The sequence below is a fragment of the Pseudobdellovibrionaceae bacterium genome, assembly GCA_023954155.1.
Classification (GTDB): domain Bacteria; phylum Bdellovibrionota; class Bdellovibrionia; order Bdellovibrionales; family UBA1609; genus JAMLIO01.
In genome coordinates, this window is the sequence record JAMLIO010000001.1 from 556,617 (window position 1) to 578,286 (window position 21,670).

Annotated in this window: 21 protein-coding genes; 12 read left to right on the top strand and 9 right to left on the bottom strand. The window is 41.4% G+C overall.

Annotated features, from left to right (window positions below; translation table 11 throughout):
• Nucleotides 1–36: 36 nt before the first annotated feature.
• The 5 genes from nth to M9899_02680 are packed head-to-tail and all read left to right on the top strand — an operon-like array spanning nucleotide 37 to nucleotide 4,447.
• Complete coding sequence (gene nth / locus M9899_02660; GenBank protein ID MCO5113056.1) at nucleotides 37–825, top strand: endonuclease III; 789 nt, start codon at nucleotides 37–39, stop codon at nucleotides 823–825.
• A gap of 17 nt (nucleotides 826–842) precedes the next feature.
• Nucleotides 843–1,325: a DoxX family protein gene (locus tag M9899_02665; GenBank protein MCO5113057.1), complete on the top strand. Its 483-nt coding sequence runs from the start codon at nucleotides 843–845 to the stop codon at nucleotides 1,323–1,325.
• A complete protein-coding gene (locus M9899_02670) occupies nucleotides 1,319–2,371 on the top strand; it encodes a hypothetical protein (protein MCO5113058.1) in 1,053 nt (350 codons plus the stop codon). Before M9899_02665 ends, M9899_02670 begins: the two co-directional genes overlap by 7 nt.
• A complete protein-coding gene (locus M9899_02675; protein MCO5113059.1) occupies nucleotides 2,368–3,822 on the top strand; it encodes a hypothetical protein in 1,455 nt (484 codons plus the stop codon). The genes M9899_02670 and M9899_02675 overlap by 4 nt, the downstream gene beginning before the upstream one ends.
• A complete protein-coding gene (locus tag M9899_02680; GenBank protein ID MCO5113060.1) occupies nucleotides 3,800–4,447 on the top strand; it encodes an ATP-binding cassette domain-containing protein in 648 nt (215 codons plus the stop codon). The genes M9899_02675 and M9899_02680 overlap by 23 nt, the downstream gene beginning before the upstream one ends.
• Here the strand turns inward: M9899_02680 and M9899_02685 are convergent.
• On the bottom strand, nucleotides 4,414–5,052 hold the full coding sequence (locus tag M9899_02685; protein MCO5113061.1) for a hypothetical protein: 639 nt from the start codon (nucleotides 5,050–5,052) through the stop codon (nucleotides 4,414–4,416). The two genes, M9899_02680 and M9899_02685, sit on opposite strands and share 34 nt — an antisense overlap.
• Nucleotides 5,053–5,304: 252 nt before the next feature.
• Here M9899_02685 and M9899_02690 point away from each other — a divergent pair, with 252 nt between their 5' ends.
• On the top strand, nucleotides 5,305–6,078 hold the full coding sequence (locus M9899_02690) for a thioredoxin domain-containing protein (protein MCO5113062.1): 774 nt from the start codon (nucleotides 5,305–5,307) through the stop codon (nucleotides 6,076–6,078).
• A 42-nt stretch (nucleotides 6,079–6,120) separates the two neighbouring features.
• Here M9899_02690 and sfsA read toward each other — a convergent pair whose 3' ends face one another.
• A complete protein-coding gene (gene sfsA, locus M9899_02695) occupies nucleotides 6,121–6,852 on the bottom strand; it encodes a DNA/RNA nuclease SfsA (GenBank protein ID MCO5113063.1) in 732 nt (243 codons plus the stop codon).
• A gap of 184 nt (nucleotides 6,853–7,036) precedes the next feature.
• On the opposite strand from sfsA, the gene lipA reads away from it, so the two are divergent.
• The 5 genes from lipA (at nucleotide 7,037) to M9899_02720 (ending at nucleotide 13,064) form a co-directional block, all read left to right on the top strand.
• Nucleotides 7,037–7,984 (top strand): lipoyl synthase, encoded by a 948-nt coding sequence (gene lipA, locus M9899_02700; GenBank protein MCO5113064.1) that lies wholly within the window; start codon nucleotides 7,037–7,039, stop codon nucleotides 7,982–7,984.
• 42 nt (nucleotides 7,985–8,026) lie between these two features.
• A complete protein-coding gene (locus M9899_02705) occupies nucleotides 8,027–9,343 on the top strand; it encodes a 2-oxo acid dehydrogenase subunit E2 (protein ID MCO5113065.1) in 1,317 nt (438 codons plus the stop codon).
• Between the two features lie 71 nt (nucleotides 9,344–9,414).
• Nucleotides 9,415–10,893: a dihydrolipoyl dehydrogenase gene (gene lpdA / locus M9899_02710; protein ID MCO5113066.1), complete on the top strand. Its 1,479-nt coding sequence runs from the start codon at nucleotides 9,415–9,417 to the stop codon at nucleotides 10,891–10,893.
• A 13-nt stretch (nucleotides 10,894–10,906) separates the two neighbouring features.
• Nucleotides 10,907–11,578, top strand: a complete 672-nt coding sequence (lipB, locus tag M9899_02715) for a lipoyl(octanoyl) transferase LipB (GenBank protein ID MCO5113067.1) — start codon at nucleotides 10,907–10,909, stop codon at nucleotides 11,576–11,578.
• Between the two features lie 226 nt (nucleotides 11,579–11,804).
• Nucleotides 11,805–13,064, top strand: a complete 1,260-nt coding sequence (locus M9899_02720) for a metal-dependent hydrolase (GenBank protein ID MCO5113068.1) — start codon at nucleotides 11,805–11,807, stop codon at nucleotides 13,062–13,064.
• A gap of 74 nt (nucleotides 13,065–13,138) precedes the next feature.
• Here the strand turns inward: M9899_02720 and M9899_02725 are convergent, their stop codons facing one another.
• Nucleotides 13,139–13,549 (bottom strand): biopolymer transporter ExbD, encoded by a 411-nt coding sequence (locus M9899_02725; protein MCO5113069.1) that lies wholly within the window; start codon nucleotides 13,547–13,549, stop codon nucleotides 13,139–13,141.
• 24 nt (nucleotides 13,550–13,573) lie between these two features.
• The gene (locus M9899_02730) at nucleotides 13,574–14,206 is read right to left on the bottom strand and encodes a MotA/TolQ/ExbB proton channel family protein (GenBank protein ID MCO5113070.1); all 633 of its coding nucleotides are present in this window, start codon (nucleotides 14,204–14,206) and stop codon (nucleotides 13,574–13,576) included.
• 29 nt (nucleotides 14,207–14,235) lie between these two features.
• Here M9899_02730 and M9899_02735 point away from each other — a divergent pair, with 29 nt between their 5' ends.
• Nucleotides 14,236–16,038 carry a sulfatase-like hydrolase/transferase gene (locus M9899_02735; protein ID MCO5113071.1) on the top strand — a complete coding sequence of 601 codons (1,803 nt, stop codon included), beginning with the start codon at nucleotides 14,236–14,238 and terminating at the stop codon, nucleotides 16,036–16,038.
• A 124-nt stretch (nucleotides 16,039–16,162) separates the two neighbouring features.
• Here M9899_02735 and M9899_02740 read toward each other — a convergent pair whose 3' ends face one another.
• From M9899_02740 to M9899_02760, 5 genes are read right to left on the bottom strand one after another with little or no spacing between them, the layout of a single operon-like run.
• The gene (locus tag M9899_02740; protein MCO5113072.1) at nucleotides 16,163–16,828 is read right to left on the bottom strand and encodes a hypothetical protein; all 666 of its coding nucleotides are present in this window, start codon (nucleotides 16,826–16,828) and stop codon (nucleotides 16,163–16,165) included.
• A 10-nt stretch (nucleotides 16,829–16,838) separates the two neighbouring features.
• A complete protein-coding gene (locus M9899_02745; protein MCO5113073.1) occupies nucleotides 16,839–18,767 on the bottom strand; it encodes an FHA domain-containing protein in 1,929 nt (642 codons plus the stop codon).
• Nucleotides 18,767–19,729, bottom strand: a complete 963-nt coding sequence (locus tag M9899_02750) for an FHA domain-containing protein (GenBank protein ID MCO5113074.1) — start codon at nucleotides 19,727–19,729, stop codon at nucleotides 18,767–18,769. The genes M9899_02745 and M9899_02750 overlap by 1 nt, the downstream gene beginning before the upstream one ends.
• Complete coding sequence (locus M9899_02755) at nucleotides 19,729–21,321, bottom strand: FHA domain-containing protein (GenBank protein ID MCO5113075.1); 1,593 nt, start codon at nucleotides 21,319–21,321, stop codon at nucleotides 19,729–19,731. The genes M9899_02750 and M9899_02755 overlap by 1 nt, the downstream gene beginning before the upstream one ends.
• Nucleotides 21,308–21,670 carry a DUF192 domain-containing protein gene (locus M9899_02760; GenBank protein ID MCO5113076.1) on the bottom strand — a complete coding sequence of 121 codons (363 nt, stop codon included), beginning with the start codon at nucleotides 21,668–21,670 and terminating at the stop codon, nucleotides 21,308–21,310. The genes M9899_02755 and M9899_02760 overlap by 14 nt, the downstream gene beginning before the upstream one ends.

A 21,670-nucleotide genomic window follows, 5' to 3' on the forward strand; every position in this document is an offset into this window, starting at 1 on the left:
TGCTTTAAGTTTAGTATACATGATCGTAAGATGACAATGAAATCCAAAACATCAAAGTCAAAAAATACTCAGACAGGACGAAGCCAAAGGTCCAAAGGACTTGTTTATAAGGCGGTACGCTCGAAAGCTTCCAACAGTCGTGAGTCGAGCCAGAGAGTGTATAAGACTCCGAAGGCTTTTACGAGTTGGGTTAAAAAACTAATTCATTTGATGAACACATATTATCCTGATGTTAAATGTGCGTTAAACTATTCTAATCCTGAAGAACTTTTGGTGGCGACGATTCTAAGTGCACAGTGTACGGATAAGAGAGTAAATATTGTCACTGAAACCTTATTTAAAAAATATAAAGTACCTCAAGACTTAGCCACCATAGACCTTGAGGAGTTAGAGCAGGCCATTAAGTCTACAGGATTTTATAAAAATAAAGCCAAAAACATTAAAGCCTGTTGCCAGGAATTAGTGAGAGTACATGGTGGGCGCGTGCCTCCTGATATGGAAAAGCTCAAAGCCCTTGCGGGTGTAGGGCGAAAGACCGCCAATGTGGTTCTGGGGGAGTGCTTTCAGATTGCTGATGGGATTGTGGTGGACACCCATGTTAGACGACTCAGTAATCGGTTTGAGCTGACACAATCACAGAATCCTATTGTGATTGAAAAAGACCTGCAAAAGATCATTCCTCCAAAGCACTGGATTGAGTTTTCTCATTGGTTGATTCACCATGGTCGAGGTCCATGTAAAGCCCAGCGTCCTAGATGTGAAGACTGTTTTTTGATGAAAGACTGCCCTTCTTCAACTCAAAGGGGCTTGCTCATTGCTAAATAAAAATCTAAGTTAGAGATATGATTAAAGAGCTCAGTGAAAGTTTAAGATATGTTGGTCATTATTTTGCCCTTTGTTTTTTGCGCATTTCTATAGGTATTTATGTTTGGCAGTGGGGTTGGGCGAAGTGGACGGGCAATTATCTGACCGACCCTATCTTGGCAGGAAACATTGAGCAGTGGGCAGTAAAGAATAGACCGCCTTTTTTTATTGAGACTTTATTCACAGACTATATGACAACATACTGGTCTGTGGTGGCTTACGCTCAGACGATATTTGAACTCTTAGCGGGGTTTTTACTGATTATAGGTTTCTGTGTACGCCCTACGAGTTTACTACTTGTCGTATATTTTTGGTTTTTTTCTTACATCGAACCACAGACGTCTTGGAATTTTATCAATCTCTTTCTGCTTTCTTTATTTACGGTAAGCTGGGCAGGAGCTGGCCGTTGCTTGGGGATTGATTATTATTTCTATAAAAGACGTCGTGGACTTTTGTGGTAAAGATTTTGAGCCTGCATTTTTTTGCAGGCCTCATCTTGGTCTCTCTGACATACCTGCGTTTTACCCCTAAAAACTACTTTCGCGAATGCGATTTAAAGATCATCACCTATTCGTCGTTTTACGAAGGTGCAGGTAAAGATATGTTTGCCAAGTACGAGGAAGAGTTTCTGTGTAAATTGCAAGTTAAAATTTTAAAAACAGCGGGAATGCTTTCCCAGGTTACAAATTTAAGTGAAGACTATGATGTGATATTAGGTGTGGACCAGTATCAGATGGATGAGATAGATGTGGCTCCCTTTTTATTGGATCAAGAAGATTTTCATTTAGAAAAGTATGACATCGCAGAGTTCAATTCTTTTTACATGCAAGGTGCATTTCAATTAGACTCCGCCCCTCTGACCTATTTTATCAGACAAAAAATGGTGGCAGATGAAGACCCGTATAAGATTGTGAGTTTTTTTTCTTTTGATGATTTTTTAATTTTTTTAAAAGATCAAAATATCAAAGTGGCCGTACCCTCGCCAAGTACGAGTGTGGTGGGACGATTGTACTTAAATTGGATTGTTGATCATGTGAAGTCTGCCAAAGAGTTTTTATCCGAAAAAAACTTTGTCTCTGTCAGTTCATGGACGGAAGCCTTTGGATTATTTGAGAAGTCTTTAGTGGGAGGTTTTGTCACCTATGAAACATCACAAAATCATCTTTACCAGCAAAATCGTATTCTTATAGAGAAGAATAAAAATTCCAAGACTCCGCAAGAAGAGATCACACAGACCGTAAAGGTGGAAATTCAGAGTGGGCATCCTAACTATATGGAGTATTTTTTAATTTCCAATGCCTCTAAGGCCAGTAAGGAAGATAAATATAGGTTTGTAAAATTCATCTACCGACCTGACAATCAAGAACTGCTTTTTGTGAAGAATTACATGTGGCCTGTCACCTATAAGCCGCAAGAGGCTTCACATGTCCGCAAGATTAAAGTGAGCCCTTTAAAAACAAGATTCAAACAAAAAGAAATTTTGCGTTTATGGGAGGAGTTAAAATGATCCTTCTGTTTAGGGCATTACAAGTATTGGGAGTCGCACTACTTCTGGCTCCTGTTATTTACACTCTAGGTCTTATTACATCGATCACAGACTTTGAAATCACAGCTGTAATTAAAGATTTTACTTATGTGTTTTTGCAAGCAGCGATCAGTGCCACTTTTGGATTGGCGTTGGGATTGGTGTCGGCTCTAAGTTTGGTGGCACGGCCTCAAAGTGCTCGTTGGCATTTGTATTTAGGGGTTATCCCTCAGTTTTTGCCTTCTTTATTGATGATCTTTGCTTATGTAAAGGCTCTCAGTTTTTTTAATGTTTTCCCACAGTCCTATGCTCATGTGATTGTTGTGCATATTCTCATCAATGTGGGCTTAAGTAGTTTTTTGTTATTTATGCCACTGCAAAAAGCTTTATATAGAAAACTGCATCTTTTTGCGGGATTAAACCTGTCTAAGTTTAAATACTTGCAGCTATTGTGTGGTGGGGAACTCAAGGTCTCTTTGCTCTATGTGTGGGTTTTGATTTTTTCTTACTGCCTGACAAGCTTTTCCATCCCTTTGATTCTGTCAGGCGAGGGCCTAGCTACTAGCACTGAGTATTTGATTTATAAAAAAGGCTTCATTGAAGGGAATTGGTCCGCAGCAGCTTTTTGGGGAATAGTGCAGATTTTATTTGTGGCGTTTCTGTTTAAGTCTAGCACTGTCCGTGCTTATGGAAAAGACAAGGCTTTTTTGGGAATGTATCAGATCAAGTGGCCCTTTCATTATTTGGGTTCAGTGGCGAGTGTGATGTTACTGTTGACCTTAATGATGTGGCCTGTGGCACAGATGGATGTGGCTCTTGAGCATCTTAGCGTGGATGCGTACGACATAGCTGTCAATACACTGTTACTGGCGGGATGGTCGTTACTGTTTTACAGCTTATACTTTTGGAGCCAAGTGGTTTGGGTATGGAATAAAATACCATGGTACTTTTATCAAAAGTTTTGGAGCTTAAGTCCTATTTTAATGGGCGTGTATTTGCTTTCTGTAAGTTCAAAATTCAATTTGGATGCTGCAGGAAGAATGATCTTAACGGCCTTGGTGTTGGCTTCATTTATTTTTCCTTTCACTTTTAAATTCTGGATATGGCCTAAATTTAATGAGTTACAAAAAATGAAAATTAAATTTGATGTTTTGGGGGTTTCGCAAAAAAGAGCGATCAATCTGGTGATCATAGATTTTTTTAAAAGAGAGTTTATGCTTTCACTGAGTTATGTGTTTTTATTCGTAATAGGTGACTTTGCCATAAGTTCGATCTTGCTCTCGGATACAGTGACTCTGGGTTTAAGTATCAAAAACTATATTTTTAAATACCAATTAGCAGAAGCGCAGATGTTGAGTGTTGTACTTGCCATTGTGGCCTTTATAAGTTTGGCGATTTTTGGAGGAAAGCGTGCGTTCGATTCAAAATTTTAAAGCTCAGGTGGCTCAGTATCAACTGGTGCTGTCAGAGATTTCCCTGCAAGACGGCGAGATCACTTTGCTTTATGGACCATCGGGATCAGGTAAAACCAGTTTTCTTTTAGGGCTGCTGGGTGTTTTACCTAGTGAGTATAAACTCAATCTGAACATTCATGGAGCGGAAACTGATTTAGGACAAATTCAAGGACCCCAAAAAAACTGTGGGGTGGTCTTTCAGTTTGAAAATCTTTTTGATCATATTTCTGTTTATCGAAATTTGCTTTTAGTAAAACCTCTTGATGAGAGTGAAGCTAGTTTTCGTGCGAGGATTAAAGGTTTTGGTATTGAGGATCTTTTAGATAAGAAGGCGCACGTGCTTTCGGGAGGGGAGCAACAGATGGTCTCTTGTGTGAGGTTGTTCCTGCAACAAGACCGTCATGTGTTATTGTTAGATGAGCCATGGAGTGCCATGGACCCTGAAAATAAAAAAAAATATCGGCAATATCTTAAAGCCTATGTGCAGGCTCAAAATATTCCTTGTCTGTTAGTCAGTCATGATGAGGATGAGGCGACCCATGTGCAACCTCGTTTTAGATATGACTTTAATCAAGTCGCACGTTTTGAAAAAGGACAGCCCTGAGGGTTTGAGTCTGTTCGCACGTCGACGTTTTTCTTTTTGGCATACCAAAGCATGATCTTTTTGGCGGTTTCAGAGGGTGAGTTTTGCACTCTCATGGAACGTAAATGTGTAGAGGTTTGAATGTCTTTGGGGATTTTGATTTTGGTGTCTGCGGTTTCACAGACTACGCGGGCTAATTTTACATTTTCAATAATTTTGGGTTTGATCTCTGTTAGCGCGTTGTTCATACATAAAACGGCTGTCGCACGCACGCTACTGCTTAGGCTATCGTTGTTAAGCACCTTTTTGCTTTCGCTTAGAATATTGGCGATGGTGGATTCAAACATGCCCATAGCCATCAAATCGGACTCGATGTCTTCGGCTAGGGTGCGTATAGCATTGTCTTGATTGGGGCGAGAGTAAAACATACGTAGGGCCTCTTGTAGAGGTTTGCGTGCCGCCTCGGGATTTTTGTTGTAATCAAATCGTCGTGAAGCTTTAATGGCCGAAGATTTGACTACGCGCAGTTCTTCAAAATCCGTAAATTGTAATTTATTATAATCATATTGTGAGGCAAAAATTTGTGCAGAAAAAAGCATAAGTGTGAGAGCAAAAATCGCTTGCATGGTGTCCTCCTCAAGTGAGGGCTTTATTTAGAAGCCACATCTTCATCTCTTAGTGTGTGTATCGATTATAAAACTGGCAATTCAGAGAACAGGTAACTCTACCTAAGTTTAGCTCTATGTGGGGGCTGGAAATGCGTGGCGCTGAAAAAGAAGTCTTGTGTTCTGTGATCAGAGGTAATAAAATTCTCATTTGTGTACACAAGACAACCTTAACTTTATGAATCAAAGTTGAGTAATTATTTGGGAGAACCTATGAAAAAAATCATCTTAGCTGTAGCCGCACTTTCACTCTTATCGGGTTGTGGTAAAATCATTGAGAACGCCATCAAGAAAAATCCAGAGATCGTTTTTAACGCTATCAAAGAAGACCCTCGTGGTTTTATGAATGCCGTAAACTCTACTCGTGAACAGATGGAAAAAATGGCTGCTGAAGACGCTCAAAAACAAGAGGCGCAAGAACTTGAGGACGCGTTTAATAATCCCATGTCACCTGATGTGGCGAATCGCCCTTTCTTAGGTAAATCAGATGCTCCTATCACAATTGTTGAGTATGCCGACTTTGCTTGCGGTTATTGCGGTCGTGCTAAAGGAACTTTAGAGCAAGTCCGTAAAGAGTACGGCGATAAAGTAAGATTCGTTTATAAACATTTCCCTGTTTTAGGTGTTCCTGCTTCTTTAACAGCATCAAAAATGATGGAAGCCATGACTCGTTTTGATGTGGAGAAGGCTTATAAATTCAACTCTATCGTATTTGAAAACCAAGGAAAATTAAGAGACGAAAAAGCAGGCACAGAGTTTTTAAAATCTGAAGCTCGTAAACTTATGGGTGCGAAGTACAACGAAGTGATCAAGTTGTCTGAGTCCAAAGAGATCGAAGAGGCCATCAATGCTGATATTGCTGAAGCTAGTGGTAAATTCCAACTTAGAGGAACTCCAGCATTTAACATCAATGGTGTTTTCTTAAAAGGAGCTTATCCTTTTGATAAGTTCAAAGAAGTGATTGATCGTCATTTACAAAAGAACTAACGAACTGAGGTGGCCACTTGGGGTGATCCCATGGCGACTGGGCTACTTTAACAGTCGAGTCAGTTGCACCTGATCCTTATCAAATTCTGCAAGAAGGGCCGTCACTTGAAGGCCCTTTTTTTGTGCCTGAAGAAGTGCAGCGTTGTAAGTGGGGTCGATGTCTTTAGCAATGGCAAAGTCTGTGATGTTCTCGCGATGAATCACAAAGACCATTTCGCAAGTATGACCTAAGTCCTGAAGGGTGAGCAGTTCTTCAATGTGTTTAGCTCCACGAGAGGTTACAGCATCTGGAAAATATGCCGTTGATCCCATAGCCATGGTGACATTTTTAACTTCCACAAAATGCAACTTAAGATCGTTGAAGGGAGCTTTGAGTTTGGTGAGATCTTGTGGCACCTCTTTGGAATTCCAAAGCGCAAGATCAAGTCGAGACTGAGAGTTAATTTTGACTTCAAGTTGGGCGCGGTCAAAGTTTGTCCAATGAGGGACAATGCCATTCTCCCAAGCTTCAAAGACGAGGTTATTGGGAATTCTGGTGTTGACCCCTATTTGGGAGCCATCAATCACCATTCTTTCTAAGGTCCAGTGGAGCTTGCGTTTGGGGTCAGGGTTGTGGGTCAGCCAGCACGGAGCGTTCTCTTGCAAACAGGTTTTCATGCTTCCTGTGTTGGGGACGTGAGCGGTAACAACTTGTCCATCGACTTCGACATCCGCAAAGAAGCGTTTGTAGCGTTTTTTAAAGACCCCTTTGATTAACTTTTGCTCTAACTTCATTTGGATAACCCTTTGCAATATTTAAACTTTTATTAAACAGTTGGGCTGAAATGACAACCTATGCGGCTGTGGGATAAAACCAAAATGCCGCAACGCACACTGCGGAGCACACTCTGTCGCATATTCTGGGTTTCAGAGGGGATTATTACTGACAAATCCGTGTAAAATGACTAGATAAAGGGGTATGAAAAACAAACTCGAAAAGATACCCTCAGGTCGCAATCCTATGCCCAAACCTTCATGGATTAAAATGCGTCCACCTTCGGGAGCGAAGTATCTAGAGCTTAAAAAAATGTTTAAAGAACTCAACCTCGCAACTGTGTGCCAAGAGGCTCAGTGCCCTAACATCTCTGAATGTTGGAGTGGTGGAGGAACGGCCACGCTGATGCTATTGGGAGACACGTGCACACGAGGCTGTCGTTTTTGCGATGTGAAGACGGGGAACCCTAAAGGCGAGGTGGATTTTGATGAACCTCAAAAAGTGTCCTACGCCATTTCAAAAATGAATTTAGATTATGTGGTTTTAACTAGTGTGGATCGTGACGATCTGCCAGACGAAGGTTCAGGACATTTTGCGGAAACTGTAGAGTTGATCAAGATGCTCAACGAAAAGATCATTGTTGAAGTTCTAACTCCAGACTTTAAGGGCAATCGTGAGTTCATTAAAAAGATTGTGGATGCTAAACCAGAAGTATTTGCCCACAATATTGAAACTGTACGTCGATTGACACCGCTTGTGCGTGACCCACGTGCCACTTACGATCAAAGCTTAGGTGTGTTAGCTGCGGTTAAGGACATGGACCCTGACAGGTATACCAAGTCTTCAATCATGCTGGGGTTGGGAGAAAATCAAGAAGACATACAAACCACTTTAGAGGATTTGCGAAAAGTGGGTTGTGATGTGGTCACTTTTGGACAGTACCTTCAACCGCAAAAACGTCACTTGCAAGTGCAAGAGTACATCACACCAGAGAAGTTTGAATACTGGAAGAAAACGGCTGAGGACATGGGCTTTTTATACGTGGCCAGTGGACCGCTTGTGCGCAGTTCATATCGCGCGGGCGAATTTTTTATGAAAGGCATGGTTGAAAAGCAACGTCGCCAATCCTTAGAGAAAACATTAAATAAATAAAATAAATTAAGAATAAAGTTAAACGACAAGGGAGAGAAAAGAATGGCACAAATAGAAGTTTCATTACCAGATGTGGGTGAGGGTGTTACTGAAGGGGAAATGGTAAAGTGGCTCGTCGCTGTCGGCGATAAAGTCGAAGAGGACCAACCCATTGCAGAAGTGATGACAGACAAAGCAACAGTGGAAGTTCCGACATCGCAAGCGGGTGTAGTGAAAGAACTTAAGGTGTCAGAAGGGGACATGATTCCTATTGGTAAAGTGATGCTAGTGCTGGATTCTGACGGAGCAGCAGCAAGCGCACCAGCTCCTAAGAAAGCCGAAGAAGCTAAAGCCGCGGCACCTGTGGCGACTCCTGCGGCAGCAACAGCTCCTGCAACATCCATGATGTCCGCAGCTCCTGCGGCCGACGTCTTCCCTGCAGCGGCAGATTCTAAAGTGCTTGCTACTCCATCTACTCGTAGATTGGCTAGAGAGTTATCTGTGGATATCAATCAATTACAAGGTTCAGGTTTAGCGGGCAGAGTGACTCGCGAAGATGTGCTTTCTGTTCAAGGAAGCGGAGCATCTGGAGCCTCTTATTCAGCGCCTTCTGCAACGAACAAATCTATGCCCACTTTAGAGATTCCTAAACCTTCTTTCAGATCTACTTCTGGAGCCCAAGAAGAGCGAGTGCCTCTTCGTGGTGTTAGAAAGAAAATTGCAGAAAACATGCAAATGGCAAAACATGTGATTCCTCACTTCACATTGATGGATGAAGCTGATGTGACTGAGTTGGTGAAATTCAGAGAAAAAGCCAAGCCTGTGGGCGAGAAGTACGGTGTAAAGATCACGTATTTACCGTTTGTGATGAAGGCTCTTATTGCGACTTGCAAAGAGTTCCCTGCATTTAACTCTAGTATCGACGACCAAGCTGAAGAGATCGTTTACAAAAAGTATTTCAACCTTGGTTTTGCGGCCGATACACCAAACGGTTTGATGGTTCCTGTGATTCACGATGCTGACCACAAATCTATTCTACAACTTAGCGGAGAAATTTCTGACTTAGCCAACCGTGCAAGACAAGGAAAATTAAAACTAGAAGAAATGCGTGGAGCCACTATTACGATCACAAACATTGGCAGTGTGGGTGGTAACTATGCCACACCTATTATCAACCATCCTGAAGTGGCTATCTTAGGCATGTACAAGATTGTGGATAAACCTGTGATGAAGAATGGAAAGTTCCGTGCGGCGAAAGTGATGAACTTAACGATCACTGCGGACCACCGCTTGATTGATGGTGCTGTGGCGGCCAACTTCTTGTCTTCGTTCATTAAAAAACTTGAGAATCCTAGCGAGTTGATGCTGCAAATGATTTAAAACCAAAAAGCCCTTACTGAATTGAAGGTAGGGGCATTGAACAAGCGACTTTCATTTTTAAGGAGAGACCAGTGTCTAAAAAAGAAACTAAGATGGGCTATGATGTATGTGTGATTGGTGCAGGTCCTGGTGGCTATGTGGCGGCTATTCGTAGTGCGCAATTGGGTTTAAAAACCTGCGTGATTGAACGTGAGTTCTTGGGTGGTGTTTGTTTAAATGTAGGCTGTATCCCCTCAAAGGCCATGATCTCTGCGGCGAAATTTTATGACAGTGCTCAAAACAAAGCGGCCACTATGGGAATCAAAATTGGCAAAGTGGATTTAGACATGAAGACTTTGCGTGCATGGAAAGAAAGTGTTTCGCAAAAGATGTCTGGTGGTGTGTCCCAACTTTTAAAAGGCAACAAAGTCGAGATCATTGAAGGTGAAGCCACTTTCACATCTGCCAAAGCTTTAACAGTGAAAAGCAGTAAAGGCGAAGTGGAAATCCAAGCCAAAAATTATATTGTGGCTACAGGTTCAAGACCTATTCAGATCCCAGGGTTTGAGTTTGACGAAAAGACCATCATGAGTTCAACAGGAGCCTTAGATTTAGATGAAGTTCCTAAAAGGCTTGTGGTGATTGGTGGGGGATATATTGGGCTTGAGATCAGCAGTTATTTACGTAAATTAGGTAGCGAAGTGGTTGTGCTTGAAGCAGGCAAGGCTTTGCTTGCGGGCGTTGTTGACCCTGAAGCTGTAGCGATTGTGGAACGTAAGCTTAAAAAAGAAGGCGTGCAGTTGCAGTACGAAACTTTTGCGAAGTCATACTCTAAAAAAGGCAACAAGGTGATCGTAGTTGCAGAAAGTAAAGGTAAAGAAGAAAAGTTTGAGTGTGATAAAGTGTTGGTCACTGTAGGTCGTAAACCCAACTCTGACCAATTGGGTCTGAAAGAATTGGGTATGGCGATTGATAGTCGAGGCTTTATACAGGTTGATGCAAAACGACGCACAAACATTCCTGGCATCTATGCCATTGGCGATATTGCTGGGCAACCTATGCTCGCTCACAAGGCCAGTTATGAAGGTGTGATGGTGGCTGAAATCATCTCAGGTCAGAATAGAGCTTATGATGCCAAGACCGTACCCGCTGTGATCTTTACTGATCCAGAAATCGCGTCTGCGGGAATGACAGAAGAGGAATGTAAAAAGGCAGGATTTACAGATTTAAAAATTGCAAAGTTTCCGTTTGCAGCAAATGGTAAGGCAGTGTCTTTGCAGGCCACAGATGGTTTTGTAAAAATGATTGCTGATGCAAGTTCAGATATCCTATTGGGTGTACACATTGTGGGGCCAGAAGCGTCTAACTTAATTTCTGAAGCGGCTTTAGCGATTGAAATGGGTGCCAGACTGCAAGACTTAGCGATGACTATTCATCCTCATCCAACTTTGGGTGAAACTATGATGGAAGCGGCTGAAGCCGCATTGGGACATGCGGTGCATATCATTCAAAAGCCACTAACAGGCGCAACGAAGCCTACATCTGCAGCTCAAAGTACCATGCACCATTAAGGAGTGAGAGCTGATGTCAGACCTCGCACCCCAAATGATTTTCACAGATCAAGGCCTTATCAGTTATGATAAGGCTTTGTTGTTTCAGGAGGAGTTGGTGGAAAAACGTCACCAGCATGAAGTGCCTGATACAGTGATCTTCTGTAGCCATCCTCCAGTCGTGACTCTAGGACGTTCTACTCAAGCGCAAGATGTGCAAGAGTGGCAAGGGGATGTTGTGCATGTCAGTCGTGGTGGCAGAGCCACATATCATGGCCCAGGACAAAGAATCATTTATCCCATCATCGACCTAAGACAAGAAGGGCGTAAAAAGATACGTCCTAAAGATGTCATGAGTTATTTGGAAACCTTTGAACTTGCCGTACTTGAAACTTTAAAAGAAGTGGGTTTGTCAGATGTGCATCTTAAAGAAGATGTGACATGGGACGAACAGGGTAAAAAGCTTTTAAATCGTGGGATCTGGATCGCAGATAAAAAAGTAGCGGCATTTGGAATCGCTGTACGCAAATGGATCACGTATCATGGGTGCGCGATCAACCTTACGCGTGACGCGGCTTCTTTTCAGGGGATTCAACCCTGTGGTTACAGCACCAATGCGGTAGGTTACATCGAAGACTTTTTGAATCTGTCAGACCTCAATTTAGATCAAACTCTGCAAGAAAAGATGCTCAGTTTAATGTCCTGACCACTCCATGTAACCAGTAAGGTAAAGAGGTTCGAGGTCATAATTAAAAACTCCATGGCCTTGCCAGCTGACATCCGAGTTCACATCACACCCAGCAAACTGGCCCCTCTCAACATTCTGATATGAAATTGAGATACACAGGAGAGCCTACTGTGGTTATAATTTCAGATTAAGAATGCACTAGAAGCATGTTGAACTGTTGTATGTAAAAAATGGAGAAAGGTACATGGACAATATTACGCATTCGCTTTTTGGGATCGCTACTGCGAAATATGTAAATTCTAAGATCAACAAAAAGAAGGATAAAAGAGTCACAGTTTTTTTGTATTTTGTTTCTATTTTTGCGGCCAACTTTCCAGATTTAGATATTTTAATGTCTCTCATTGACCCAGGTCCACTGGGGTATCTGTTGCACCATCGTGGTCACACTCATACGTTTTTATATCTGGTACCACAGGTGTTTTTGCTGCTCTTGCTTTCTATTTTAGGTTTTAGAATTAAGGATAAAAAAGTCATCCTTGCAGGTGTGGGTCTAGTCAGTGTGAACATGTGTTTGCATCTGTTTTTGGATTATCAAAACAGCTATGGTGTGCACCCCTTCGCACCATTTAATAGCAAGTGGTTTTATAATGATAATCTTTTTATCATTGAGCCTCTTTTGTGGTTTACGATGCTGCCTATGCTTTTTACGCCTATTCCTAAGTTTTGGACTCAAGATATGTGGTGCTCTACGTGGGGCACGAAGGTTAAAGCTTTATCGTGGTTTGTGGGGATAAGCTTTTTTATTACCATTGCATATTTGGCTTACCGCGCCCAGTACGTGAGCCTTTTTACATTTAGTTTCTTATGTTTGCTGTTCTTGTTTTATCTTTTGATTCTCAATACAAAGTCTGAGGTCAGTAAATCGCTGGTGGCTTTGATCAGTGCTGCGGTGATTGTCCAAGGGTTTGCTTTGGCACGTACGCAAGCTTATCGTCAGGTGTATGCCGCAGAGTCCAGACCTTCTCTGGCGGCCTACAAAATCTTTGATGTGATCTTAAGTCCTATGCCTGCTAACCCTTTTTGTTGGAACTTTTTAACGGTCAGTTCCGATCAAGAAACTGTTTATATGATTAAAAAAGGAGTGTATCAAAACTCGTTTGCGAGAGTATTTTCCTGCCCTGATGCTGTTTATAAAAACCTACGGCACGGTAAAAATGTACATACATTTCAAGAGGTTTATGTGGAAGAGACTCATTCGGCACCCTTAAAGTCTTTGGTTGAAGATTTAGGTTCTGAGGCCATAAACTGCAAAAGAGACCAGTGGCTGCAATTTGTTCGCGCTCCCTTGCGTGAAAAGCAGTATGTCTATAAAGACATGCGTTTTGAACGAGAGTCGAATTTCACAAAGATTGATGTGACAGACCCTGAGGTCAGATGTGTCACATTGCAAGTCCCATGGGTTCCCCCACGACAAGATCTAATTGACCTGATTCGTAAAAAATAAATAAAAAACAATTGATCTTTTATGCTCATCAAGGGCTCGTGAGTTTTCTGGGGATGGGCACTAAATGGATTATTCTATTTGCTTTGTGTGCTTAAGGCGAGACGTTGGATTCCGCCTAGCTTGACTTGGTCAAGAATAGAAATCACATCACCATGAGGCACGCTTTCGTCCGCAGAGATTACAGCTTGTCCCATAGGGTTTTCGTTTTTGTAGGACTCAGCCAGCGCTCGAAGCTGTTCAAAGGCGACGGGTTGACCATTCAAAGTGATGGCATTTCTGGATTGCACAACAATTTGAAAGGGTGTGAATTCAGTCTTGTCACTGGAAGCGGCTTCAGGGAGTTGAATTTTAAGAGAAGGTTGCATGGCAATAGGAGCTGTCACCATAAAGATGATCAAAATCACTAAAAGAATGTCCACAAAGGGCACAATATTGATCTCTGAAATTGGTTCATCAGAATTGGAATTTGATCTGTGGTGTCCCATAAAGTTATCCTTTGTATAAAAAAACTAAAGCTTTTTCTTCTGTGCCACACACAGGTCACGAATGTTGTCGATATTTTCTAGCACTGTACGAGACTTCTTTTGGAAGGTGTTAAAAGCTACTGTAGCAGGGATCGCAACAAAAAGACCAATGGCAGTCGCCATCAATGCTTTGGCAATACCGATCATCACTAAGCCCACTTCACCTTGGCTGATAGCTAGATTTTGAAAAGCTTCCATCACTCCAAATACCGTACCTAAAAGTCCGATGAATGGGGCGTTAGAGCCAATAGAGGCCAGAGGATTTAAAAAACGATCGAGCTGTGGACGAATACTTTGCTTGTAACTGTCGATGTATTCGTAAATGCCTTCGGTTCCATCTTGCTGAACATAACTCATTCCCAACTGGATGGCTTCGCTCTCATAACCTTCAGTGCTACTGGCAAAGTCTTTTAAGGGTTGAGGGCTATTTTTTAAGATGGAATCCGATGCTGCACTTCTATAAGCAGAAAGGCTCTTCTTAAGCTTGCTAAAAAACGTAAATCTTTCGATAATAAAACCAATGCTGAAGATGCTTAACAAAATAAGTAAATATAATGTAAGGTTGTGTCCAAGTTGTGCAAACAAGAAAAATTGCTGTGTAAAAGAATCCAATGCCATGCGCTCTCCAGAGGAATGAGAATTTAACTGTGTACTACATAAAATCCTTGTTATCTTATTATGCAGACCTCATTCAATATATCAGGACAATACTGGTAAATACAAGCTTGATCGTGGGGTTCGCCTTTGTTGCGTCGGGTTGTCTGTTTACGACCACACAGACGCCTTCTTACATTTTGATTGGTGTAGATCGTCTCAGTTGGAATTCCTTATCTTGTCCAGAATATTTGGATCGGGGTGAGGGGGCCTTTTATCAACTCTGTGCGGATTTTATTCGTTTTACAAATGCCTATACAACATCAATTCAATCTGCGGCCAGCATCACCAGTGTGTTGACGGGGTTGTATCCGATTGAGCATGGGGTTAGACATTCTGATCACTATTTGTCTTCGAAGCATAGAAGCATTGCCTTAGATTTTTACGACAGAAACTATGAGACCGCATTCTTTTCTGGAGGCGATCCTATTCCGAGTTATATTGGTTTGCAAAAAGGCTTTATGTCTTTTTTTGATTTTAGTGGAAACCACGAACATAAAGCTAAAAATATGAGTGCTATTTTCGACTCGTTTGCAAAATGGTTTTTTAAAGACTCTCAACCTAGCTTTGCCGTGCTCTATATCCCCACTCTGCGGCATGAGGATCAGGAGGGGTTGGGTTTTGAGGAATTAGAGAAAAACCTGACGCAATTGTTTCAAAATCTTAAAAAAAATAAGCGATGGCATAACACTCACGTTGTGGTGTTTGGTTTACAGGGCTCGTTAAAGGCTTCAGCAGAGAGCATGTGGCCCGTTATTGACCTTTCTGAAGACAATATAAAAATAGAGATGTTTTTTAAGCCAGCCACTAAACCCAGAGATAAAGACATTAGTTTTCTAGTGGACCAGAACGTATCTTTGGTGGATTTGGGACAGACTCTGTTTGATCTTGCGGGCAGTACTCCACCTCAAGGGACCACTTCAGAATTTTTCAACAAAGGGTCGTTTAAAAATGTTTTACAACGGACAACAGCTCCGAAACTCAAAAGAACCTTGCTTGTGGAATCAGGATGGCCTGACTGGAGATATGGGTATTCACCAGTGTACTTAGTTGTCGAAGATCAATATAGGGTGGGTTTAAATAAACAGATGCAAATTTATAATACCTTACTGGGGCGACACTTATCGGGTTTGCCTGATGGACAAATTCCAGAAAATCGATGGCTGTCATTCATCAAGGTGGCGGCGTGGCTAAACTCTGATGGACAAAATCAATTTACATCTGCAGAGCTTGAAAAATTGAGCCTTGGGAAAAAAATTTGGAGTGGGGAAAGGTACAATTATCAAGAGGTCAAAGAGGACCTGATTGCTCTTTATGAGCGTCAATCCCAGAGTGAAGAGCTATTGGGTTGGAAAGCTCAGCTTGCCATTATCAATCAAGACTGCACTTGGTTGCTAGATATTGCTAAAAAATCCAAAAATTATAAATGGGAGTTAGCAGCTAGAAGTTGCTTAAGAAAAAAGATCAACCTTTCTCCTAGAACTAAATATCAATGCCAATTGCTATTTAAAAAATCCACTAAAGAATGGCCCAAAGAATGCCAAAGTGATGTGGTTTACTATTCGTGGAGGTACTTAAATGAAAGTGCCTCCAACGTGGGTTTAGAAGAAGAATTAAAAACCTTGCTCTTGCAAAGAAAGCAACGCGAGAGTTTACAGCAAGACAATTGGCGAACTTTTTTATCGAGTGCTAAAATTTATGAGATGGGAATTCAGCCCGATGAATTTGATCTTTATTATTTGCAACTTAAAAAATCAGACAAAGAAAAATTAGACAGTCTGCTAAGTGAAAATTAGACTGTTACGTTAGTTTTAATAGCAGCTGGCCTTTATATTAAACAAGCAAAGAAAGCACTTTGTTCAGCCATGAGTCTTAGATGAAAAACTAAAGTCCTTGCTTGTCTTTTTGCTTGGAATAGCTTCAACGAAAGCTTACTCTTCCCAGCCAGGCACCTTGATCTGGATTTTCTTGATATAGAATTTTCAATAAGTCTTCATTGCTTTGATTAAGGTGAGAGTAGAAGTGGGACGGGATGGAGTTAGCTTTTACAAAAAAGATCTCCTCATCGTCTTTAATGTTAGCCGATTCGATGCGGAAATTTACCGAACGTTCAATGCCAAGCAAGTTGCTGGGAATATTGGGGGCTTGATCAGGAGTCAGTGTTCTGAATCCAGTGCTAGAGTCTAATGGACGGATGTGGTTAGGGGCACTTAGAAACATCATGGGCCAACCGATTTGCGCCCAGTAAAGACGAGAGTTGAACTTTTGTAAAATAATAAATTCAAAAGCTTCAGCGTACTCTTCTTTATTGTATTGATTATAAATAAAGTCATTCAGATACAAAACCGTAGTATAAATACGGTTGGCCACACCATCTAAGCAGGTCAGTTTAGGAAAGGGTGAGGTGATGTCTAAGTCTTGGTTTGAAGACAAATACTCTCTGTCCCACTCTTCAAAAATTGTTTCTGTCAGATTTGGGTCACCATAACTGGTTCCTAACATGATAGTTCCAGAGTCGGCGTTGACTCTGGCATGAGGCGGGAGCTGTAAAAAATTTCCTCTGTAACCAATATCTGTAAACTTCATATCTGTCCGATCAAATTTCTGTTTCGTAAATTTTAAGTTTGGATGAAGCCTTGTTAAAATAATCTTCGCCAGGAACATCTTTTTCGATGATCTGTTTCCATTTAGAAATGGCTGTGTGAATTTTTCCTAGGTCTTCCATGATGATGCTGTCTTGGTACATAGAACGAATCTCGGCGCGTAAGATATTTAAAGAGTCTTGTTCTACGGTTACAAGTTCTTTGTGATAAGGATCAATGGCAAGTCCTTTGCGAGCGGAGATAATTGCGTCACGATAATTCTCTTGGTTAAAATATCCTAGAGCCTCTTCTAGCGCGCGGTTGAGCGTACTGGCTAGGGCAGATTGAATAGAGGCAATCTCTCTTTGTGCGCGTGGACGATCCATGTTTTGAGGATCAGGATGTTTCACACTCAAATATTTATTATACCACTTAATGGCTTCTTCCCAGTTTTCTTTGTCTTTAAATTTATCGGCAGTTTTAAGTACGGCCTTTCCAGCATTCAAACGTTTTAAGTATTCGGCGCGTTTGGCGGCTTCGGCTTCTCTTTCCATGTCGATCTTTTGGGCCATATCTAAAAGTACAGCGATGTTTTCGTTTTCTGGGCTCAATTCAATAGCGGGCTGTAGACATCGTTCAACGGCATCAGCACCGTCTTCGACTTTATCCCTACATCCATCAATAATGGCTGTGACTCGTGCTTGCAGCTCTTGTCGATCTCGTTCTTGACGTTCTAATTGATTTTGTCGTTCAAGCCTTTCCATTGCTGTTTGACATCTTAGTGCAATTTCACTGGCATCTGAATCGTCTGGGCGAATCTCTTGAATACGTTGAACCTCAGCAATACAGTGTGACCAGTTGGCTTGATCCATATACTGTAAAGCCGCAATTTTGGCGTTTTCGATAAATTTTTCTTCCTCACGTCGACGAGCTTCAGCAGCAAGTTGTTCTTTGGAAAGTGTATTTTCTTTTTGCGAAGGATCGGGCAGCATCAAAAATATAGTGGCACCAATGACAATGGCAGAAACTAGAAAAGCCCGAAATTTCTTCTGCTTATCCCAAGTGGAAATATTTAAAGGGCTGGTGTTTTTGATCTTTTCAACAGCAAATCCAGCCGCAGCAGAATCATCTGTGTTCACCTTACCCAAAGAATTAGCCCCATAGGAAGTGTGAACCTGTGGCAGATTGCTCATGTGCTGTTCATGGGTGCGGTTTCTGATTTCAAAAATGATTTTGTACTCATTGATTGAAATCATATCTCCTGTTTTTAATTCAATTTCATTATTGGCAGGGAGCTGGTGACCATTTAAATATGTACCGTTTGAACTTCCTAGATCTTTAATATAAAAACTGTCGTTAAGCTTAAAGATTTCAAAATGTTGTCGACTGGCTTTGGTGTAGTCTACAAAAAATTCATTGGTGGGAGAACGTCCAAACTTCCATTTGTGTCCTTCTAGTGGAGTTTCTTCTACAATTCTATCGTGAACAATCTTTTTGATAAAACCAATAAGGTCTTGTCGACTGACAGAAGTGGTTTCAAAGTTACCCACAGGGGCATCTTCATCCATCTCTCTTTGGCGTTGAGGGAAATAATCATCACCAGAGGCGTCGTCTTTATTTGATGAAGAAGCCGCATCTTCAGTTTCTGCGCGTTCGGCTTGAACTTCAAAATTATAAGGAGGGATAGAGAAATTAAGATGGTCTACGGTTTCAACAGAGCGTTCGCTTTGTCCATCTACCACTAATTTTCCAGCTTGAGAAAGCCTTTCGATTAAAAGCTTTTCGCCAAGATGGATGATTTTTAAATGTTCTCTAGAGATACCAGGATAGGCTTCAAGTTGAATATCGCAACTGGCGTCACGACCAATGATCAGCTCTTTTCCTGGCTCAATAGTAAGTTCGCTATGCAGTTCACCATCAAGAAAGCATTTTAATAAATACATTAAAACCCTCCTCCTGAAGTAACTTTTAGGTCACATTCCATAAAAATCTTTTTGGCCTCTCTATACCTTTCATGTGCAGGGTCGTTGATCAAATTCATGATGTTTTTCATTGCACCCTTGCATAAATCATATCGGTTGGCATCTTTGTTAGCGAGACCGTCTTTGAACTGGATTTCCAAAATATCGTTAAAATATTGTTCAGCCAGTCGAAGGTACCGTCTGGCCTCGGCATGATCAGGATTTAAAGCGAGCACAGCTTGGAAGGAGGTGATGGCATAAGAGTATTTGCCACGATCAAAGTCGCGTTTGCCTTGGATATAAATAGAGTGTGCACTTCGTCCAATTTCATCAAATTTATTTGAACTTTTAATAGCTTGGTCGAGTTCTGAGATGGTGTCGTCAATACTATCAATTCTTTTTTCTACGATTTCAGTGTTTTCGATATTCTCTTGAGGGCCCATAGGTCCTGATTTTGGAGCCTCTTCAAAAAATAAAAAGTAGCCCATACCCAACAAGATCAGCACAATCATAATCACTTTAAAATTCTTGTTTCCACCTGCAGCAGGAGCCGCATCGGTTTTATTCTTGGTGATATCAGAAGATACAATAAATTGGAGATCGTGATCTCCAACACCAATAACTTGATTGTGTTTCAGTTCAGCTTGTTTAACTTTAATCCCATTGATAGTGATGAAGTTATTTTTTGTAACGTCTTGGGCAATGTACTTGCCATTAGAAAAAATAAGTCGCAAATGTTTACGACTTATTTTTGCATCATTTTTGAGTTGGATGTGATTAGCAGGGTCGCGACCGATCAAGACTTCATTGGATTTGATCTGGAAGACCGCCCCTTTTTCAAACCCCTTATTGATTCTTAAAAAATATCTTTTAACCTCAGAATCCTGATTGGTTTCTGTGCTTAAAGAGTTATTAAAAGAAGTCCGTGGGGCGAGCTGGTTCACTATCCTTCACCCTCCACAGGGATAAACGTCACAATATAGTAGGCAATAGAAGTAGCACCATAAATGGCTTGCAGGGCAATTTGATAAGGCTCTCCAGAGAACTCGAAATCGTTATTGTGAACGATATCGTCTGGAGTCTCTTTGACTCGTTCAATCAAATCTAGAATTGCAAGTTTAAGAGATTGTTCTGCGATTTGGTTGACAGTTGTTCCTGCTAAATTTTTAAGACCTGTTTTGTATTCAAATCCAGAGTTGTAACCTTCGACCATTTCATCTACGGCACGAATAGCTACAGCAGGGTCGGCCATCAGCTCAACTAGGTTTTGCATTTCGCGACTGCGATCATGTTCATAAACCACTTGTTGGCCAGAATCATTGTCAGGCATACGGTTAAGCGCACTGTTTAAGTTGGAATACAACTTTTGTAAGGGTCGGTATTGGAACGGACTCTTTAACACGTCTTCACCAGTACGTAGTTTGTGGTCAATTTGATTGTTCAAAACTCGTATAGGGTAACTGATCAAACGTGAAACAAAGAAGTACATGATCAGTGCTGCAACCAATGATAAGGCCAAAGTTTGTACGAACAAACTTAAGGTTCGATTGGGGTCCATCATTCGAGCGTCTACGTTATATAAAATCACACTGTAATAACGAGTGGTTTCGATAGACTTTTTGGCGTCGTAATATCTGATGGCTTGAATGCCTAAGATATTTTTAGAGTCTGTAAATTCGATATAAGGTGTTGTGCCCGCAAGTTTTCTTCCTGTATGGAAGTTTTTAATTGTAGGAGTTTTTCCTGCATATCTTGCTGGTAAAATGATCTCTCCTCGAACGTCGGTGATGAAGGCTCTTTCTACACCTTGGCGTCTTAAGGTTTCATCTAGATCCACCCCAGAAAAGACTCTCTTGTGTAAAGCGTCCTTATTTTTTGAAGTCATCTCGGTGACAATATTATAAACGTTTCTGCGACTGGCTTCCTCAATACTGCTTTTTAAAATCTTCAGTAGAGGAATCACCGACAAGCTTGTGCAGATCACAACCATCAGGACAAAGAATCCTCCAATCACCCATTGGAAATCCAAAATTTCAGGAAGTTTATAGATACCAGGTAAGACAACAGTTTCCATATAACGGTTGGCTTTTTTCTTAAACACTTCCACAGGAGGATCATAGGGCTGAATGATATCTTCTTCTTCAAGTTGTGGTGCTAAGGCGATCTGGACTTCGGAAATGGCCAGAGAGCTTTCGCCACCACCGCTATTGCCGCCAGTAAAAGGAACCAGTCCGCCCACGGCAGCCGCTCCGCTACTGATCACTTCAATCACCATGTCATGAAAACTGATTCTGTCACCTGGATGAACTTTGGCGGAGTCTACTTTGATTCCGTTGACAAAACTTCCGTTGGTGGATTTTAAATCTGTCAGAACTAGGACGTTACCATGTCTTTCAAACTGCGCATGTTTTTTAGAAACATTTGTGCTAGGCAGAATGATGTCACACTCAGGCGCACGACCAATAGTGGATGGGCCTTCTTTAATGGGGATGACTTTCCCCATTTGCTGTCCAGTTAAAATTTTAATTGCCAACATACAAGATGTCTCCCTTTTCTACTTGCAATTCGGTGATACTAAATGCTTTGAATTCAAAACATGATTTGGCTCGTAAGCCCCCCCAGGTTAAACACCACTTGGGCAGGTTTTTTTTCACGGCGGTCACTTTTAAATTTTGATCCACAAAGATCACATCAATACGAAACCTCATAAAGAATGTATGGATGCTTCGGCAGCGATGTATCCATAAACAGTATTTATCTGGCAGAGTGTCTCTGCCTAAAAGACCTCGTGCGCGCTCTTCGATGGTGCTTGCCACTTCCACATGACTAGCCAAGGTTAAATTCTTCGATGTATTTTTCAGCACAAGACTTTGTGTTTCGTTCAT

Excerpts from the sequence above, each read along its gene's own strand:
- M9899_02755 (MCO5113075.1), bottom strand. The coding sequence starts at position 21,321 with ATGTTGGCAATTAAAATTTTAACTGGACAGCAAATGGGGAAAGTCATC.
- M9899_02690 (MCO5113062.1), top strand. The coding sequence starts at position 5,305 with ATGAAAAAAATCATCTTAGCTGTAGCCGCACTTTCACTCTTATCGGGT.
- M9899_02740 (MCO5113072.1), bottom strand. The coding sequence starts at position 16,828 with ATGAAGTTTACAGATATTGGTTACAGAGGAAATTTTTTACAGCTCCCG.
- M9899_02730 (MCO5113070.1), bottom strand. The coding sequence starts at position 14,206 with ATGGCATTGGATTCTTTTACACAGCAATTTTTCTTGTTTGCACAACTT.
- lipA (MCO5113064.1), top strand. The coding sequence starts at position 7,037 with ATGAAAAACAAACTCGAAAAGATACCCTCAGGTCGCAATCCTATGCCC.
- M9899_02675 (MCO5113059.1), top strand. The coding sequence starts at position 2,368 with ATGATCCTTCTGTTTAGGGCATTACAAGTATTGGGAGTCGCACTACTT.
- M9899_02685 (MCO5113061.1), bottom strand. The coding sequence starts at position 5,052 with ATGCAAGCGATTTTTGCTCTCACACTTATGCTTTTTTCTGCACAAATT.
- M9899_02705 (MCO5113065.1), top strand. The coding sequence starts at position 8,027 with ATGGCACAAATAGAAGTTTCATTACCAGATGTGGGTGAGGGTGTTACT.
- M9899_02745 (MCO5113073.1), bottom strand. The coding sequence starts at position 18,767 with ATGTATTTATTAAAATGCTTTCTTGATGGTGAACTGCATAGCGAACTT.
- lipB (MCO5113067.1), top strand. The coding sequence starts at position 10,907 with ATGTCAGACCTCGCACCCCAAATGATTTTCACAGATCAAGGCCTTATC.
- M9899_02725 (MCO5113069.1), bottom strand. The coding sequence starts at position 13,549 with ATGGGACACCACAGATCAAATTCCAATTCTGATGAACCAATTTCAGAG.
- M9899_02720 (MCO5113068.1), top strand. The coding sequence starts at position 11,805 with ATGGACAATATTACGCATTCGCTTTTTGGGATCGCTACTGCGAAATAT.
- sfsA (MCO5113063.1), bottom strand. The coding sequence starts at position 6,852 with ATGAAGTTAGAGCAAAAGTTAATCAAAGGGGTCTTTAAAAAACGCTAC.
- nth (MCO5113056.1), top strand. The coding sequence starts at position 37 with ATGAAATCCAAAACATCAAAGTCAAAAAATACTCAGACAGGACGAAGC.
- M9899_02760 (MCO5113076.1), bottom strand. The coding sequence starts at position 21,670 with ATGAACGAAACACAAAGTCTTGTGCTGAAAAATACATCGAAGAATTTA.
- M9899_02665 (MCO5113057.1), top strand. The coding sequence starts at position 843 with ATGATTAAAGAGCTCAGTGAAAGTTTAAGATATGTTGGTCATTATTTT.